The sequence below is a fragment of the Blastococcus sp. SYSU D00820 genome (assembly GCF_054050695.1).
Genome location: NZ_JBJGZW010000022.1, coordinates 19,880 through 35,117, shown reverse-complemented (window position 1 = coordinate 35,117; position 15,238 = coordinate 19,880). Strand labels below are relative to the sequence as shown.

Here is a 15,238-nt window from a genome sequence, read left to right as displayed (position 1 = left end):
CGCCACTACCGGCCGGTGCGCGCGACGGTCGTGGAGCCGCGCTGGCGGAGCGTGACCGGGAGCAGCACCGACTTGGGCCGGACGTCGCCTCCGCTGACCCGTTCCAGGAGCAGCCGGGCGGCCTCGGCGCCCAGGTCGTACAGCTCGATGTGCGCGGTGGTGAGCGGCGGCTGCACCAGGTCGACCAGCGGCAGGTCGTTGAACCCGGCGACGCTGATGTGCCCGGGGATGTCCAGCCCCCGGCGACGCAGCGACCGGTAGCAGCCCAGGGCCAGCAGGTCGTTGGCGGCCAGCACCGCGGTGATCTCCGGATCACTGTCGAGCAGCTGGTCCATGCACTGCTCGCCGGCGTCCATCTGGTAGGCGGAGGCCTCGATCACCGGGCAGCCCTCGGCCGGCAGTCCGTAGGCCGCCACCTCCTGGCGGAACACGCGCAGCCGCAGGACGCCGGTGGCAGTGGTCGACGGGCCGGCGATGTGCGCGATCCGGGTGTGGCCCAGCTCGATGAGGTGGCGCACGAGCCGGCGGATCCCGGCGGCGTCGTCCCCCGAGACGCTGGAGACCGGGAGGTCCGGCTCGACGCGGTTGACCAGGACGAGGGGCACGTCGTCGGTGATCAGCGAGGCGATGACCGGGTCGTCCACGCGGGACGACGCGACGATCAGCCCGTCGACCTGACGGGCGCGCAGCTGCGCGACCTGGGACCGCTCGCGCGCGGCCTCGTTGTCGGTGTTGGCCACCAGCACGTTGAACCCGGCGGCCGAGGCGGCGTCCTCGATCCCCCGGATGATCGGCGGGAAGATCGGGTTGGTGATGTCCGGGATGACGGCACCGAGGGCCTGGGTCCGGTTCGTCTTCAGGCTCCGGGCCAGCGGGTTGGCGACGTAGCCGAGCTTCGTGGCGGCCGACCTGACCTTGCGTGCCGTCGCGGCGGCCACCAGGTGCGCGGTCTCCGCGTTGAGCGCACGGGAGACGGTGGCCGGGTGCACCCCGGCCAACTGGGCCACGTCGCGAAGTGTTGCCGTCATCGTCCCTCGACTCCCGCGCGGGCCCCTGACCCGCGATCGATTGCACCAGCACGTCCTCACGGCCGGTGTCGCGAGCCTGCCACACAGGAGGACGGCCGGGTGCCGGATCCGCGGCAGGACTCCCCCGCGGATCCCTCTCGACGGGACGACGGCTAGGCGTCCGCTGCCCGGTGTCTCCCCCTCGACTCGGGCACCGACTCGCTGGTCACGACTCGGTGCTGGTGACGGCAGGACGCCGGCTCCCGCGCCGGCACCTCGCGCGGCGAGGACACCGCGCCCCTCCGTGGACGGGTGTTGACGTCGCATCGGGGGACACCTACCGTCGGGGCTACAAACGTTTGCAACGGAGGACGACATGACGCAGGACGCAGTGCGCGACACCGTCGGCTGGCTCGGGACCGGACGCATGGGCGCGGCCATGGCCGGTCGGCTCGCCGATGCGGGCACGCCCCTCAAGGTCTGGAACCGCACCCGCGCCAAGGCCGAGCCGCTCGCCGCTCGCGGCGCCGAGGTCGTCGACGAGATCGCCGGTCTCCGCACGCAGGACGTGGTGTTCACGATGGTGTCCACCCCCGCCGACCTCGAGGAGGTGCTCCTCGGCGAGCGCGGCCTGCTCGCCGACTCCGACCAGTTGCCGCAGGTGCTCGTCGACTGCTCGACGATCTCCACCGAGTCGTCGGCGAGGATCCGCGAGACCTGCGACCGGCTCGGCGTGCACTTCCTCGCCTCCCCCGTCAGCGGCAACGGCAAGGTCGCCGAGGCCGGCCGCCTGACCCTGGTGGCCTCCGGCCCCGAGGAGACCTACCTGCGGGTCCACCCGCTGCTCGCGCTCATCGGTCGCTCGGTGACCTACGCCGGCGACGGGGACACCGCCCGGCTGGTAAAGATCTGCCACAACCTCTTCCTGGGCGTGGTCACCCAGTCCCTCGCCGAGATCACCGTCCTCGCCGAGAAGGGCGGCGTCCCGCGGGCGGCGTTCCTCGACTTCCTGAACAACAGCGTGATGGGCTCGGTCTTCACCCGGTACAAGACGCCGGCCCTCGTGAAGCTGGACTACACCCCCACCTTCACGCCCGTCCTGCTGCGCAAGGACTTCGACCTCGGCCTGGCCGCGGCCCGGAGCATGGACGTGCCGATGCCCCTGGCCTCGGCCACCGCCCAGCTGGTCCAGGCCAGCATCGGCAGCGGCCGCGTCGACGAGGACTTCGCGATCCTCCTGGACCTCCAGGCGGCCAGCTCCGGCATGACCCTGAAGCCCGAGGACGCGGAGGTCAGCGACGGTCTCGAGACGGGGACGACCGAGCCGTGACCGGGCCGACGCCGCTCCCGCTCGGCGGCGCCCTCCCGCTTCCCGCGCCCGGGCACATGGGCGTGGACTACGAGGAGCGGGTCGACTTCGCCCGGCTCCGCGAGTACCGCCTGGGCCGGGCCCGGACCGCCCTCGAGTCCGGTGAGTGCGGGGCGTTCCTGCTCTTCGACTCCTACAACATCCGCTACGTCACCCAGACGTGGATCGGTGGCGCCCTCGGCGACAAGATGACCCGCTACGCGCTGCTGGCACGCGGAGCGGACGCCCCGTGGCTGTGGGACTTCGGTTCGGCCGTCCGGCACCACCAGCTGTACTCCAACTGGCTCCCGGACGAGAACTGCCGGCCCGGGATGCTGGGAATGCGCGGAGCGGTCGCCCCCTCCGCCGGGCTGATGGTCGACGCGGTCCGCGAACTCAAAGGCATCCTGCACGACCTCGGGCTCGCCGAGCTGCCGGTCGGCGTGGACATCGTCGAGCCGGCCTTCTCCGCCGAGATGGACCGGCAGGGGCTGCGGGTCGTGGACTGCCAGCAGCAGATGCTCGACGCCCGGCAGATCAAGTCGCTCGACGAGATCGTCCTGCTCAACCAGGCCGCAGCCATGGTCGACGGCGTCTACCAGGACATCGCCGAGGCCCTGAAGCCGGGCGTGCGAGAGCGCGACATCGTCGCGCTGGCCAACCACCGCCTGTACTCGGCCGGATCGGACCAGGTCGAGGCGGTCAACGCCATCTCCGGCGAGCGCTGCAACCCGCACCCGCACAACTTCACCGACCGGATCATCCGGCCGGGCGACCAGGCGTTCTTCGACATCATCCACAGCTTCAACGGCTACCGGACCTGCTACTACCGGACCTTCGCCGTCGGCAGCGCGACGCCGGCCCAGCGCGACGCCTACCGCCGGGCCCGCGAGTGGATGGACGCCTCCATCGCGATGATCCGGCCAGGTCGCGGCACCGACGAGGTGGCCGCCGTCTGGCCGGCGGCCACGGAGTTCGGCTTCGACGACGAGCGTGCCGCCTTCGGGCTGCAGTTCGGGCACGGCCTGGGTCTCGGCCTGCACGAACGTCCCATCATCTCCCGGCTGAACAGCCCGGGGAACCCGGTCGAGCTGGAGGTCGGGATGGTCTTCGCGCTCGAGACCTACTGCCCGGCCACCGACGGCTTCTCGGCCGCGCGGATCGAGGAGGAGGTCGTCGTGACCGAGGACGGGCCCCGGATCCTCACCCTCTTCCCGGCGGACGAGTTGTTCGTCGCCAACAAGTACTGACACCCCGGAGGAAGTGCATCGATGACGGCGACCACCGCATCCCCGGCCCTCGACTGGTTCCCCCACCGGCTGCTCATCGGCGGCAGCTGGGAGGACGGTCCCGACGGCAGCTCGATCGACGTCCGCAACCCGGCCGACGGCCGGGTGATCGCCTCGGTCCCCGACGCCGACGTGGCCACGGCGCTGCGCGCGGTCGACGCCGCAGCGGCGGCCGCCGAGGGGTGGGCGGCCACCCCGCCCCGCCGGCGCGGCGAGGTCCTCCGGGCGGCGTTCGAGCTCATGCTCAGCCGCGCGGACGACCTGGCCCGGCTCATCGTCCTGGAGAACGGCAAGTCCCTGACCGACGCCCGCTCCGAGGTCGCCTACGCCGCCGAGTTCATGCGCTGGTACGCCGAGGAGGCCGTCCGCCTGGTCGGCAGCGTCCAGCGGTCCCCGAGCGGCAGCAACCGGATCGTGGTCAACCACGTGCCCGTGGGGATCAGCGTCCTGGTGACGCCCTGGAACTTCCCCGCCGCGATGGCCACCCGGAAGATCGCGCCGGCCCTGGCAGCCGGCTGCCCGGTGATCCTCAAGCCCGCCAGCGAGACCCCACTGACCGCCCTCGCCGTGACCACGCTCCTGCACGAGGCCGGCGTGCCGGCCGGGGTCGTCAACGTGCTGACCTCGCGGCGCTCGGGGGCGGTCGTCGACGCCATGCTCGACGACCCGCGGGTCCGCAAGCTGTCGTTCACCGGCTCCACCGAGGTGGGCCGGGTGCTCCTGGCCTCGGCCGCCCGCACGGTCGTCAACTGCTCGATGGAGCTGGGCGGGAACGCGCCGCTCATCGTCCTCGAGGATGCCGACGTCGACCTGGCCGTCGAGGGCGCCATGGTCGCCAAGATGCGCAACGGGGGGTCGGCGTGCACCGCCGCGAACCGGATCCTCGTGCACCGGTCGGTCCTCGCCGAGTTCGGCGAGAAGCTGGCCGCCCGGATGGGCGCCCTCGTGGTGGGCGACGGCCTGGAGGACGGCGTCGACGTCGGGCCGCTGGTGAACGAGGCGACCCGCACCAAGGTCGCCGAGCTCGTGGCCGACTCGGTCGCGGCGGGTGCGTCGGTGGCGACCGGCGGACATCCGCTGGACCGCCCCGGCTTCTTCTACCCGCCCACCGTGCTGCTCGACGTCCCCGCCGGCGCGCCGGTGCTGACGGAGGAGATCTTCGGGCCGGTCGCACCATTGGTCGCCTTCGACACCGACGACGAGGCCGTCCGCCTGGCCAACGACACCGAGTACGGGCTGGTCGGCTACGTGTTCACCCGTGACCTCGCCCGCGGGCTGCGGGTGAGCGAGCGCCTCGAGGTCGGCATGGTCGGGCTGAACCGGGGCGTCGTCTCCGACCCCGCGGCGCCGTTCGGGGGCTTCAAGCAGAGCGGGCTCGGCAGGGAGGGCGGCCACGAGGGCCTCCTCGAGTTCACCGAGTCCCAGTACATCGCCGTCGACTGGTAGCGGAGGCCGAAGTGACGAGCCGGACCCACGACCTGCCCACCGCCACCGTGCAGCGCGCGGTGGCCACCCTCGCCGCCGGCGGCATGGTCGTCGTCGCCGACGACCACGACCGGGAGGACGAGGCCGACCTGGTGGTCGCCGCTGAACTGGTCACCGAGCGGCAGATGGCCTTCCTGGTCCGCCACAGCACCGGGATCGTCTGCGCTCCCATGCCCGCGGAGCGCGCCGATGCCCTGCAGCTGCCGCCGATGGTCGCCGACAACACCGATGCGCACGGCACGGCGTTCACGGTCACGGTCGACGCCGTGGGCACCGGCACCGGTGTGTCGGCGGCCGACCGGGTCGCCACCTTCCACGCGCTCGCCGACGTCGCCACCCGGCCGGGTGACCTGCGCCGGCCCGGGCACGTGTTCCCCCTCCGCGCGCGCGAGGGAGGCGTCCTGACCCGGGCCGGGCACACCGAGGCGGCGGTCGACCTGCTCCGCATGGCCGGCCTGTCGGGAGTCGGCGTGATCGGTGAGCTGACCACCGAGGACGGGACGATGCTCCGGGGCGCCGCCCTGCGCGCCTTCGCCGAGGAGCACGGGCTGCTCACCCTGCACGTGGCCGACCTCGTCCGTCACCGGCGCGCGACCGGGGGGCTGGTCGAGGCGGTCGCGACCTCGGCGATGCCGACCGCGTTCGGCGAGTTCCGCGCGGTGGCCTACCGGCACGTGCTGGACGGCACCGAGCACCTCGCACTGGTCCTGGGTGACGTCGCCGCGGCGGGGCAGGGACCCCGCGGCGCGCTGGTCCGCGTGCACAGCGAGTGCCTCACCGGGGACATCCTCGGCTCGCTGCGCTGCGACTGCGGCGCCCAGCTGGAGCAGGCGCTGCAGGCCATCGCCGACGAGGGCTGCGGTGCGGTGGTCTACCTGCGCGGTCAGGAGGGGCGCGGGATCGGCCTGGGGCACAAGATCCGCGCCTACGCGCTCCAGGAGGCCGGCCTGGATACCGTCGACGCCAACACCGCCCAGGGTTTGCCGGTCGACTCCCGCAGCTACGGCGTCGGCGCCCAGATCCTCAGCGACCTCGGCGTGCGGCGGCTGCGGCTCATCACGAACAACCCCGCCAAGTACGGGGGGCTGGAGGGCTACGGCCTCGACGTCGTCGGCCGCGTGTCGCTGCCGGTGGTGGAGACGCCGCACAACGTGCGCTACCTGCGCACCAAGCGCGAGCGCATGGGGCACGACCTGGCGCTGCCGGCCGAGGACGCCCCCCGGTCGCACGGCTGACCTGTCGGTGGCCGGGTGCACGATGCCCGGCATGACCTCACCACGCCACCACGCCATCGACTACGTGGAGCTGACCGTCACCGACCTGGCGGCGGCCCGGCGCTTCTACACCGAGGCCTTCGGCTGGCGGTTCACCGACTACGGGCCCGGCTACGCCGGCTTCCGGGACGGCGGCGACGACGCCGCCCCGGAGGCCGGCGGGCTGCGGCTGGACGACGCGGTGCGTCCGGGTGGCCCGCTGGTGCTGCTGTTCTCCACCGACCTCGACGCCTCGGTCGAGGCGGTGACCGCCGCCGGCGGCCGGGTGGTCGACGGGCCGTACGAGTTCCCCGGCGGCCGCCGGTTCCACTTCACCGACCCCAGCGGGAACGAACTGGGCGTCTGGGCCCAACGCTGAGCTCAGACGTCGCGGCGGTCGAGCACCAGCGCGGTCAGCCCCCACACCATCGCCACCCACACCAGCGCCCACAGCAGGTAGGCCGGGGTGAGCGGGGCCTGGGCGAGGAACGGCGAGCCGGCGAAGTCCAGCCCGAGCGGCGTCGGGTCCTGGAACGAGTGCATCGCCCCCCGCCAGAGCCCGTCGGTGGGCAGCAGCATCCGCGACACCGTGCCCACCCGGGCCACGCCGTCGTTGCCCAGCACCTCGCCGACGCTGCCGACCACCCCGGCCACCCAGGTGGCGCCGAACAGCCCGACGGCGACCACACCGGAGGCCATCGGCGAGATCACGCTGGACAGCAGCAGGCCGAGGGTCAGCAGCACCACGGTCTGCGCGGCCAGCAGCGCCAGCCCGGTCACCGGGTCCGGCGGCCAGTACCCGACCGTCCACCGGACGACGGCGAACTGGGCGAGCCCGGCCAGCACCACGTAGCCGCAGCCGACGACGACCAGGCCCAGCCACTTGCCGAGCAGCCACACCGGGCGGCGCACCGGCCGGGCCAGCACCGACAGCGCCATGCCCGACTCCATCTCGCCGGACAGGGTCGGCCCGGCGAGGAAGGCGGTGCCCAGCGCGGCGATCAGGCTCAGCCCGAACATCACCAGGTTGACCAGCTGCGAGGCGAACAGCCGCGCCTGGCCGGTGGTCAGCTCGCCGAACTCGGTGTCCAGCCCGGCCAGCCGGGAGAAGCCCCAGCCGCTGAGCGTCAGCAGCGCCACGGTGAGCACCAAGAGCGCCCAGAGCACCCGGCGGCGGGCGGCCTCGCGCAGGGTGAGCCCCGCGACGGTCAGCACGGTCACCGCGCGGCCTCCGCGTCGCGGCCGCGCAGGATGCCCAGCAGCCGGTCCTCCAGGCTGATCCGCGCGGGTTCCACCGCGTGCACCGCCACGCCCAGCGCCACGAGGTCGGCGACCAGCGCGGGCACGGCGGTGCCGTCGTCGTCCATCGGCAGGGCGACGGTGTAGTGCCCGCCGCCGCCGCCGACCTCCCCCGTGGCCCGCAGCCGGGCCTCGGCGCGGGCGTCGACGCCGGTGAGGTGCAGCCGCACCTCGTGCCGGCCGAGCAGCTCCTCGAGCGTGCCGGAGGCGGCCAGCGTGCCCCGGTCGAGGATCACCACCCGGTCGCACACCCGCTCGACCTCGCCGATCAGGTGCGAGTTGAGCAGCACCGCCACGCCCTGCTCCCGCAGCGCCAGCACCAGGTCACGGACGTCGACCCGGCCGATCGGGTCCAGCGCGCTGGTCGGCTCGTCGAGCACCACCAGCTCCGGCCGGCCGGCCAGCGCGACGGCCAGGCCCAGCCGCTGCTGCATGCCCTTGGAGAAGCCGCCGACCCGGTCGCGGTCGCGCCCGGCCAGCCCCACCTGGGCCAGCCGGTCGCGCCCGTCGGCGTCGGTCATCGGCGCCCCGGCGAGCCGGGCGTGCAGCGCCAGCACCTCCGCGGCGGTGAGCCACGGCTGGTAGCGGAACAGCTCGGGCAGGTAGCCCACCCGGCGCCGGGACTCCGGATCCCGCCCCGGGGAGCCGAGCAGCATCACCTCGCCGGCGTCGGGGCGGACCAGGCCCAGCAGCATCTTGATGACGCTGGTCTTGCCCGCCCCGTTGGGGCCGAGCAGGCCGACCACCTCGCCCCGGCCGACGGTGAAGGAGACCCCGTCGACGGCCGTCCGGCGCCCGTACCGCTTGCGCAGTCCGGAGCACCAGACGGCCGGCGAGGCCGGGAGCCCGGCGACCAGGTCGGCCGCGGTGCGGAGGTCCTCGGCGGCCACGGTCAGCGCAGCGCCCGGGCCACGGCCAGCACCTCGTCGGTGCTCACGGCGCCGGCGACGCCGGTGATCACGCCGTCGGACACCCACACCACGCCGGACATCGTGCCGTCGCGGGAGGCCAGCACGGTGGCCGGGCGGCCGTCGATCTCGGCCTCGCTGGTGGTGACCATGTCCGCGGGCACCGGCAGCGGCAGCGTCGTGCCGTCGGCGGTGAAGGTGCGCAGCTGGGCGGCGAGCTCGGGCGGGAGGCCGGGCAGCGACAGCAGGTAGTCGCGCACGGTCTCGAACGGGACGCCGTCGGAGGCGGCGGTGGGCGCCACCGCGCGGCCCACGGCGAGCACCGGCAGCCCGGACTCCTGGGTCCACACCGCCGCGGCCGCGGGGCCGGCCTCCAGCTGCACGCGGCTGCCGTCGAGGCCCGGGGGCAGCGGCGGGAGGTCCTCCCCGGTGGCCGCCGCGGCCTTCTCGGCAGAGAAGGTGAAGACGGCGCTCAGCCGGTCGGCCACCACGTACCGGGGCTCGCCGGTCACGCCCACCGGCAGCTCCCCCACCCCGGGCAGGGTCAGGCCGGTGCGCTGCTGGGCCTCGGCGGCGTCGGCGACCTCCTGCGGCTCGCCGCTGCCGCTGACCTCCAGGTCGCCGAAGGCGGAGAGGTCGGGCAGGGCGACCAGGTCGCCGGTGTCGACGGCGACCGGCTCGACCGCCTCGGTGCGGAAGATCGGCAGCCAGTCGTTGGCCGCGGCCACGCCCGCGCCGGAGAGCACCAGCACGACGCCGAACGCGGCGACCGCCGGACGGCGCAGCGCACCGGCCCACCGGCTGCTCCGGGCCGGCGCGGGGGCACGCCCGGCCGGGGCGGTGGCGGACAGCCGGGCCCAGGCGGCGTCGACGTCGAGACGGTCGGGGGCAGGACCGAGCGCGGCGCCGGCGGCGACGGCGTCGGCGCGGGCGGCCTCCACCCCGGCGAGGCAGGTGGCGCACCGGGCGACGTGCGCGCGGTCGGCGTCGGCCACGCCGACCGGCTCGTCGAGCAGGCGGCGGAGGACGCCCTCAGAGGGATGACGCATCGTGCAGCTCCTTGCGCAGGGCGGACTCGGCGCGTCGCACGGTCGTGCCGACGCTGCCGACGGACAGGTCGAGGGCGGCCGCCACCTCGGCGTAGCTCAGGCCGCTGTGCCGCAGGACCAGGACGACGGCCTGCTTGCGCGGCAGCCGGGCGAGCGCGGCGCGCACCCGCCCGGACTCCTCGCGGGAGATCACCGCGTCGGCGACGTCGGGGACGTCGGTGCGGTGGGCGCCGACGGCCTCCTCGCGGGCGGCGCGGCGCCGGCCGGACCGCAGCAGGTTCAGCGCGGTGTGCGCCGCGGCCACGGTCAGCCAGCCGCCGGCCTCGGCGGCGGGCACCGAGGAGCGGCCGAAGGCGAGGAACACCTCCTGGGCGACGTCCTCGGCCTGGTCGCGGGCGCCGAGCACCCGCGCGGCCACGGCCACCACCTGCGGATAGTCCGAGCGGAAGACCTCCTCGAGGTCGGCCCGCACTCCCCCGGCCCGCGCGACCCCGGCCCGGCCGCGCCGCGCGGCGGGCACGGCCGGGGCGGGCGGCGTCCACCGCTCCTGCATCACGAGGTCCACACCCTCTGAGCACCGCCGGGGCCGCGGATGTGACACCGCGCGCGGAGCCCTCCCCAGCACTGCTGCGAGACGGCACCATGCGGCGGTCCGCCCGCCGCCTCCGAGGGGGAACCATGGCCGCCCGGGCCCGATCGGTCGCCGTCCTGCCGCTGCTGCTCGTGGCCGCCTGCTCGGCGACCGTGGACGGCGCCGCCGCCCCGGCGGCGCACGGGTCGGCGCCGGCCGGCGGGCCGGTCGAGGAGGTCGTGCTCACCTACCCCGTGACGGCCGAGTTCGGCGACGAGGTGGAGGTGCGGGCGGTGACCGCCCGGTCCGACGGCGAGGCGGTGCTGGTGCTCGCCGACGGCTCCGGCACCTCCGTGGCGACGGTGTCCGACGCCGCCGAGGGCTGGTCGCAGGTCGAGGTCGAGGAGCTCAGCGGGTTCTCCGACGCGGCCGCGACCGCCGACGGCGCGGTGCTGCTGGCAGGCGGGGTGGAGGCCGGCGGGGACACCGGGGTGGGCTGGGTGGCCGTCGCCGCGGACGGCGGCACCACGCCGGTGGTGGTCGACGCGGACATCGACGTGCAGTACCGCAACGAGGTGCAGGTCGCCGTCTCCCCGGACGGGCGCACCGTGTACCTGTCGATCTCCGGCGACGCACCGCACCTGTACGCGGTGGACGCCGACAGCGGCGAGGTGACCGCCGACGCGCCGCTGGAGATCGGCGGCGAGGTCGAGACGGCGCTGGTCACCAGCCTGGTGGTGACGCCCGACGGCGATCCGGTGGCCGGGCTGTTCACCGAGTCCGGCGACGCGGTGCTCGTCCGCGCCGGCGCGGACCTCGGCTCGCCGGCCGAGGTGCCGCTGGTCGCCGACGGCGAGGACGGCAGCGACGTGCACCTGGCCACCACGGCCGACGGCACCGTCCTCGCCGCGGTGGGGCTGCGCGGCACCGACGGCCTGGAGGTGCGGCTGCTCGCCGTGCCCGACGGCGCCGGCACGGCCGAGCTGGTGGCCGCCTGGGCGGGCGCCTACGACGTGCGCGGGCTGGCCGTGGACCCGGCCGGCACGTGGGCGCACGTCGGCCTGGCCGAGGACCCGGCCGCCGGCGAGGCGCTGACGGTGACCCCGGTGGACCTGGCGGCCGGCGCGCCCGGGGAGCCGGTCGTGCTCTGCGCCGAGGGCGTCGTCGGCCACGGGGACGTCGTGCTCACCCCGGACGCCACCCGGCTGGTGGTCGGCGGGCACTGCGACGACCGGGCCGACGACGAGCAGGTCGCCTGGCTGCTGGAGTGACCGGCGGGTCACAGCGGCGGGAGGTCGAGCTCCTCGGCCCAGAGCATCCAGCCGCCGTCGAGCTGGCGGCGCGACCAGCCGTCGGGCTCGGGGCCGTGCTCGGCGAACCGGTCGATCTTCTCCTCGACCCAGGCGGCGAACCACGCGCGCCGCTCGCTGCCGGCGTCCGGGCGCACCACCGCGCGCACGTAGGCGCCGCCGGAGGGGTCGGGGTTGAGCAGCAGCAGCCCGACGACGTCGGGGTGCTCGGCCAGGTGCCCCTCGAGGTCGCCCGGGTGGTCCTGGGAGCCGAGCTCCCGGATGGCCACGCCGCGGCTGGCCAGCCGCACCTCGGCGTCCGAGATCACCTGCGCACTCCTCCTCCGTCGGGACGGGGCCCTCGGGCCCATCCTCCTCCCTGACGGGGGACGGCAGCCGGGAGAGGTGCTCCGGCGGGACCTCGTGCTCTGCCCCCAGGGGTGGGCAGAGCGCGAGGACCCGCAGGGGAACTCCTGCTGCGCCGGGCTCAGCCCTGCTGCTCCATGATCGACAGCACGTTGCCCGCCGGGTCGGCGAACCAGGCGATCAGGGGACCGCCGGCGCGCATGATGCCGCGCTCGTCGGTGGGCGGATCGTCGTAGTGCAGGAACTCCACGCCCCGGCCCTCGAGCTCGGTCACCGCGGCCTCGATGTCGGGCACCGGGAAGTTGAGCACCGTGTACGTGGCGGGCCGGTGGTCGGCCTTGGCATACACCAGCACCTCGACTCCGCCGGCCAGGTGCAGGCGGGCGATCCCGCCCATCCCCTCCACCACCGACATCCGCAGGCCCAGCACCTCGGTGTAGAAGCGCCGGGCCCGCTCGACGTCGTCGACGGAGAAGCCGCTGAAGGCGCGGCTGTCGCTCAGCACGGTCCGGTTGGCTGTCTCGGTCATGCAGGGCAGACCCCGCCGACCGCCCGGACTCATCGCTGCGCGGGCTGCGCCTCCAGTGCCGCGGGCAGCCCGAGCCGGACGAACAGGCCGGCGTCGAGGTCGAGGAAGCTGCTGATGTGGGCGATCCGCCCGTCGACCACCTCGAGCACGTGCAGCGCCCACGGCACGTGACCGCCCTCGGCCGTCGGCCGGTACTGGGCGAACGCCGGCGAGCCGTTGGCGGAGGTCTCGATCAGCCGCGACCCGCGGCAGCCGGCCCCCGGGCCGAGCATCCAGGTGGCGATGTCGTCGCGGCCGCCCAGCCACATCTCGAACGGCGGCATGTGCTGCGTCGCGTCCTCGTGCAGCAGCGCGACGAACGCCTCGATGTCGTAGCTCTCGAAGGCCTGCACGTAGCGGTCGAGCAGCACCCGGGTGTCGGCGTCGAGCGGGCGGGGCTCGAGGTCGCCGCCGGCCGCGGCCAGGGTGGCCCGCGCCCGCTGCAGCGCGCTGTTCACCGAGGCGACCGTCGTCTCCAGCAGGCCGGCGACCTCCTCGGCCTTCCAGCGCAGCACGTCGCGCAGGAGCAGCACCGCCCGCTGCCGCGGGGGCAGGTGCTGCAGGGCGGCGATGAACGCCAGCCGGATCGACTCGCGGACCACCGCCTGCTCGGCGGGGTCGGCGTCCTCCGGCACGACCTGGCGGTCGAGCACCGGCTCGATCCACGCCTCGGCCGGGCGGGTGGCCGCCAGCGAGGCCTCCACCGGCTGCCAGGAGGTGCCGGAGAGGTCCATCGGCGTGGCCCGCCGCTGGCGGCCCGACAGCTGGTCGAGGCAGACGTTGGTGGCGATCCGGTAGAGCCACGAGCGCAGCGCCGAGCGGCCCTCGAAGTCGGCCAGGCCGCGCCAGGCCCGCACCATCGTCTCCTGGACGGCGTCCTCGGCGTCGAAGCTGGAGCCGAGCATGCGGTAGCAGTAGCCGGTCAGCTCCCGGCGGTGCTCCAACAGCCGCGGGTCGAGCTGCTCGACCGCTCCGGTCACCACACTGGTCACGACTGGTCCTCCTCGTCGGCGGGGCGCCAGCTCACCACACCCGACCGACGAAACGGGAGAGCCTGCGGGCTACTGGTAGCTGACGAGGTCGGGAACGGGCTGCACCTGGCTGACCGTCTGCTCCGGGGTGAGCATCGGCGCGTCCTCGTCGATGAAGTTCTTCCAGCCCCACGTCACCGGCGGCGCGCCGGCGCGCAGCGCCTGCCAGGTGGCCTGCTTGTCGCCCTGCGAGCCCTGCCCGTCGGCGTGGATGAGCACGGCCAGCTCGTCGCGGGAGACGTCGAGCCGCTCCCGGCCGGGCAGCATGTCCAGCCGGAACTGGTGCAGCACCAGCAGCTTCTGCGGCAGCGCGTTCGCCCGGGTGAGGTCGGCCAGCCAGGTGACCACCCGGTTGACCTCCTCGACGTCCACCGACCCGATCTGGGTCAGGTGCACCTCGCCGGGGCCCAGCCGCCACTCCGGGTCCAGCGCCAGCCCGACGTGCGGCAGGGTGAGCAGCGACTCGTAGCGCTGGGCCTGGGTGACGAAGTCGGTGCGCCCGGGCTGGAGGTCCAGGACGACGTAGATCCCGGCCTCCCCCGCCGCCTCCACCCACGGCCGCAGGACCTCGACGTCGGCCTCGGCGGAGTAGTCGCCGTCGGCCCCCGGGGCCGACGAGGCGACGGTGGCGATGATCTCGAAGGTCGGCACCACGGTGCGGTCCACCAGCGGCTCGTAGGCCGCCGCGTACTCCTGGGCGCGGGCGATCGCGCCGGTCACGTCCTGCTCGCCGAGCAGGCCGAGCGCCGCCGTCCCCGGATGGCCGTAGAGCGCGATCAGCATGTGCTCCGGGAACAGCAGCTGCCCGCCGCCGGGCAGCTGGGCGCCGGTGGCCGCGGTGGCCAGCTTCCAGTCCAGCCCGTCCTCGGCGGCGAGGTCGGCACCGAGCGCGACGACCGCCGTCGGCTCGAGCTCGGCCAGCCGGGTGACCAGGTCGGCCGAGCCGCGCGGATCGGTCGTGTCCCCGGTCAGCGTGACGGTCGCGCCGGCCGCCCGCGCGGTGGCCAGGCCCGGCAGCGACGCCGGGTCGCCGGCGCCGAGCACCAGCGTGCCGGTCAGCGGCTCGGCACGGGTCACCTCGGGCAGCCGGTCCCCGGGGGCGTCGCCGTCCGCGGCGTCGGCGCCGTCGGGCACCAGGGCCACGGGCTCGTCGGCGTCCAGCGCCGCCAGCGCCTGCGCCTCCTCCCCGGCCGGCACCTCCTCGGGGCCGGCGAGGTCCAGGCCGGTCACCTCCGCGACGGCGTCGGGAGCGGCGGGGACGGCGAGCACGTCGGGCCCGCCGTCGGGACCGGTGGCCTCGCCGACGGCGAGCACGGTCGCGGCCCCCAGCCGCTCGAGCTCCGCGGTGAGCGGCTCCGCGGCCGCGCCGTCGGCCGGCTCGACCAGCAGCGGCACGCCCAGCCCGACCGCGGCCGAGGCGCCGAGCAGGGTGCCCGCCTCGTCGCCGTCGCGCACCAGGACGGCGACCTCCGCGGCGTCGAACAGCGCCCGGCTGGCCCCGGCGGCGGCCGCGACCGGCTCGGCGTCGCCCACCACGGTCAGCCGGCTCTCCGGCGCCGAGGTGGTCACCCCCGCCGTGCCGCCGGGCTCCGCCGTCGGCTCCTCGGCCTCGGGTGAACCCGAGCAGCCGGCCAGCAGGACCAGCGACAGCGCGACCGGCAGCGTCCTCGTGTGCATGCGCCCCTCCCCCGCCGGCTCCGACGGCGGTGGCGGGCTCGGCCCGGACGACCCTATCGGGCGCCGCGCCGGGCCCGGGGCTGGACAGCGGCCGCCGG

Annotated in this window: 15 protein-coding genes; 6 read left to right on the top strand and 9 right to left on the bottom strand. The window is 75.2% G+C overall.

Annotated features, from left to right (window positions below; all coding sequences use genetic code 11):
* Positions 1–5: 5 nt before the first annotated feature.
* A complete protein-coding gene (locus ACI79R_RS19195) occupies positions 6–1,007 on the bottom strand; it encodes a LacI family DNA-binding transcriptional regulator (protein WP_456575262.1) in 1,002 nt (333 codons plus the stop codon).
* A gap of 376 nt (positions 1,008–1,383) precedes the next feature.
* On the opposite strand from ACI79R_RS19195, the gene ACI79R_RS19190 reads away from it, so the two are divergent.
* The 5 genes from ACI79R_RS19190 to ACI79R_RS19170 are packed head-to-tail and all read left to right on the top strand — an operon-like array spanning position 1,384 to position 6,761.
* Positions 1,384–2,337, top strand: coding sequence for an NAD(P)-dependent oxidoreductase (locus ACI79R_RS19190; protein WP_456575261.1), 954 nt, complete (start codon positions 1,384–1,386; stop codon positions 2,335–2,337).
* Entirely contained in the window at positions 2,334–3,605 is a 1,272-nt protein-coding gene (locus ACI79R_RS19185) for a M24 family metallopeptidase (protein WP_456575260.1), read from the top strand. Before ACI79R_RS19190 ends, ACI79R_RS19185 begins: the two co-directional genes overlap by 4 nt.
* A gap of 21 nt (positions 3,606–3,626) precedes the next feature.
* Complete coding sequence (locus ACI79R_RS19180; RefSeq protein WP_456575259.1) at positions 3,627–5,090, top strand: NAD-dependent succinate-semialdehyde dehydrogenase; 1,464 nt, start codon at positions 3,627–3,629, stop codon at positions 5,088–5,090.
* Between the two features lie 11 nt (positions 5,091–5,101).
* Positions 5,102–6,364 carry a bifunctional 3,4-dihydroxy-2-butanone-4-phosphate synthase/GTP cyclohydrolase II gene (locus ACI79R_RS19175; RefSeq protein WP_456575258.1) on the top strand — a complete coding sequence of 421 codons (1,263 nt, stop codon included), beginning with the start codon at positions 5,102–5,104 and terminating at the stop codon, positions 6,362–6,364.
* Between the two features lie 31 nt (positions 6,365–6,395).
* Positions 6,396–6,761, top strand: coding sequence for a VOC family protein (locus ACI79R_RS19170; RefSeq protein ID WP_456575257.1), 366 nt, complete (start codon positions 6,396–6,398; stop codon positions 6,759–6,761).
* Between the two features lie 2 nt (positions 6,762–6,763).
* Here the strand turns inward: ACI79R_RS19170 and ACI79R_RS19165 are convergent, their stop codons facing one another.
* Genes ACI79R_RS19165 through ACI79R_RS19150 form a run of 4 tightly spaced genes read right to left on the bottom strand, consistent with a single transcriptional unit; the run spans position 6,764 to position 10,203 of the window.
* Positions 6,764–7,603 carry an ABC transporter permease subunit gene (locus ACI79R_RS19165; RefSeq protein ID WP_456575256.1) on the bottom strand — a complete coding sequence of 280 codons (840 nt, stop codon included), beginning with the start codon at positions 7,601–7,603 and terminating at the stop codon, positions 6,764–6,766.
* Positions 7,600–8,571, bottom strand: a complete 972-nt coding sequence (locus ACI79R_RS19160) for an ABC transporter ATP-binding protein (RefSeq protein WP_456575255.1) — start codon at positions 8,569–8,571, stop codon at positions 7,600–7,602. Before ACI79R_RS19160 ends, ACI79R_RS19165 begins: the two co-directional genes overlap by 4 nt.
* 2 nt (positions 8,572–8,573) lie before the next feature.
* Positions 8,574–9,638 carry a hypothetical protein gene (locus ACI79R_RS19155; protein ID WP_456575254.1) on the bottom strand — a complete coding sequence of 355 codons (1,065 nt, stop codon included), beginning with the start codon at positions 9,636–9,638 and terminating at the stop codon, positions 8,574–8,576.
* Complete coding sequence (locus ACI79R_RS19150; protein ID WP_456575253.1) at positions 9,622–10,203, bottom strand: sigma-70 family RNA polymerase sigma factor; 582 nt, start codon at positions 10,201–10,203, stop codon at positions 9,622–9,624. Before ACI79R_RS19150 ends, ACI79R_RS19155 begins: the two co-directional genes overlap by 17 nt.
* Positions 10,204–10,316: 113 nt before the next feature.
* On the opposite strand from ACI79R_RS19150, the gene ACI79R_RS19145 reads away from it, so the two are divergent.
* Positions 10,317–11,480 carry a hypothetical protein gene (locus tag ACI79R_RS19145; RefSeq protein ID WP_456575252.1) on the top strand — a complete coding sequence of 388 codons (1,164 nt, stop codon included), beginning with the start codon at positions 10,317–10,319 and terminating at the stop codon, positions 11,478–11,480.
* An 8-nt stretch (positions 11,481–11,488) separates the two neighbouring features.
* Here the strand turns inward: ACI79R_RS19145 and ACI79R_RS19140 are convergent, their stop codons facing one another.
* From ACI79R_RS19140 to ACI79R_RS19125, 4 genes are all read right to left on the bottom strand, one after another.
* The gene (locus ACI79R_RS19140) at positions 11,489–11,827 is read right to left on the bottom strand and encodes a hypothetical protein (protein ID WP_456575251.1); all 339 of its coding nucleotides are present in this window, start codon (positions 11,825–11,827) and stop codon (positions 11,489–11,491) included.
* A gap of 158 nt (positions 11,828–11,985) precedes the next feature.
* On the bottom strand, positions 11,986–12,393 hold the full coding sequence (locus ACI79R_RS19135; protein WP_456575250.1) for a VOC family protein: 408 nt from the start codon (positions 12,391–12,393) through the stop codon (positions 11,986–11,988).
* A gap of 29 nt (positions 12,394–12,422) precedes the next feature.
* Positions 12,423–13,424 (bottom strand): sigma-70 family RNA polymerase sigma factor, encoded by a 1,002-nt coding sequence (locus ACI79R_RS19130; RefSeq protein WP_456575249.1) that lies wholly within the window; start codon positions 13,422–13,424, stop codon positions 12,423–12,425.
* 69 nt (positions 13,425–13,493) lie between these two features.
* The gene (locus ACI79R_RS19125) at positions 13,494–15,140 is read right to left on the bottom strand and encodes a hypothetical protein (protein ID WP_456575248.1); all 1,647 of its coding nucleotides are present in this window, start codon (positions 15,138–15,140) and stop codon (positions 13,494–13,496) included.
* Positions 15,141–15,238: the final 98 nt, after the last annotated feature.

Excerpts from the sequence above, each read along its gene's own strand:
- ACI79R_RS19145 (WP_456575252.1), top strand. The coding sequence starts at position 10,317 with ATGGCCGCCCGGGCCCGATCGGTCGCCGTCCTGCCGCTGCTGCTCGTG.
- ACI79R_RS19155 (WP_456575254.1), bottom strand. The coding sequence starts at position 9,638 with ATGCGTCATCCCTCTGAGGGCGTCCTCCGCCGCCTGCTCGACGAGCCG.
- ACI79R_RS19125 (WP_456575248.1), bottom strand. The coding sequence starts at position 15,140 with ATGCACACGAGGACGCTGCCGGTCGCGCTGTCGCTGGTCCTGCTGGCC.
- ACI79R_RS19170 (WP_456575257.1), top strand. The coding sequence starts at position 6,396 with ATGACCTCACCACGCCACCACGCCATCGACTACGTGGAGCTGACCGTC.
- ACI79R_RS19135 (WP_456575250.1), bottom strand. The coding sequence starts at position 12,393 with ATGACCGAGACAGCCAACCGGACCGTGCTGAGCGACAGCCGCGCCTTC.
- ACI79R_RS19190 (WP_456575261.1), top strand. The coding sequence starts at position 1,384 with ATGACGCAGGACGCAGTGCGCGACACCGTCGGCTGGCTCGGGACCGGA.
- ACI79R_RS19180 (WP_456575259.1), top strand. The coding sequence starts at position 3,627 with ATGACGGCGACCACCGCATCCCCGGCCCTCGACTGGTTCCCCCACCGG.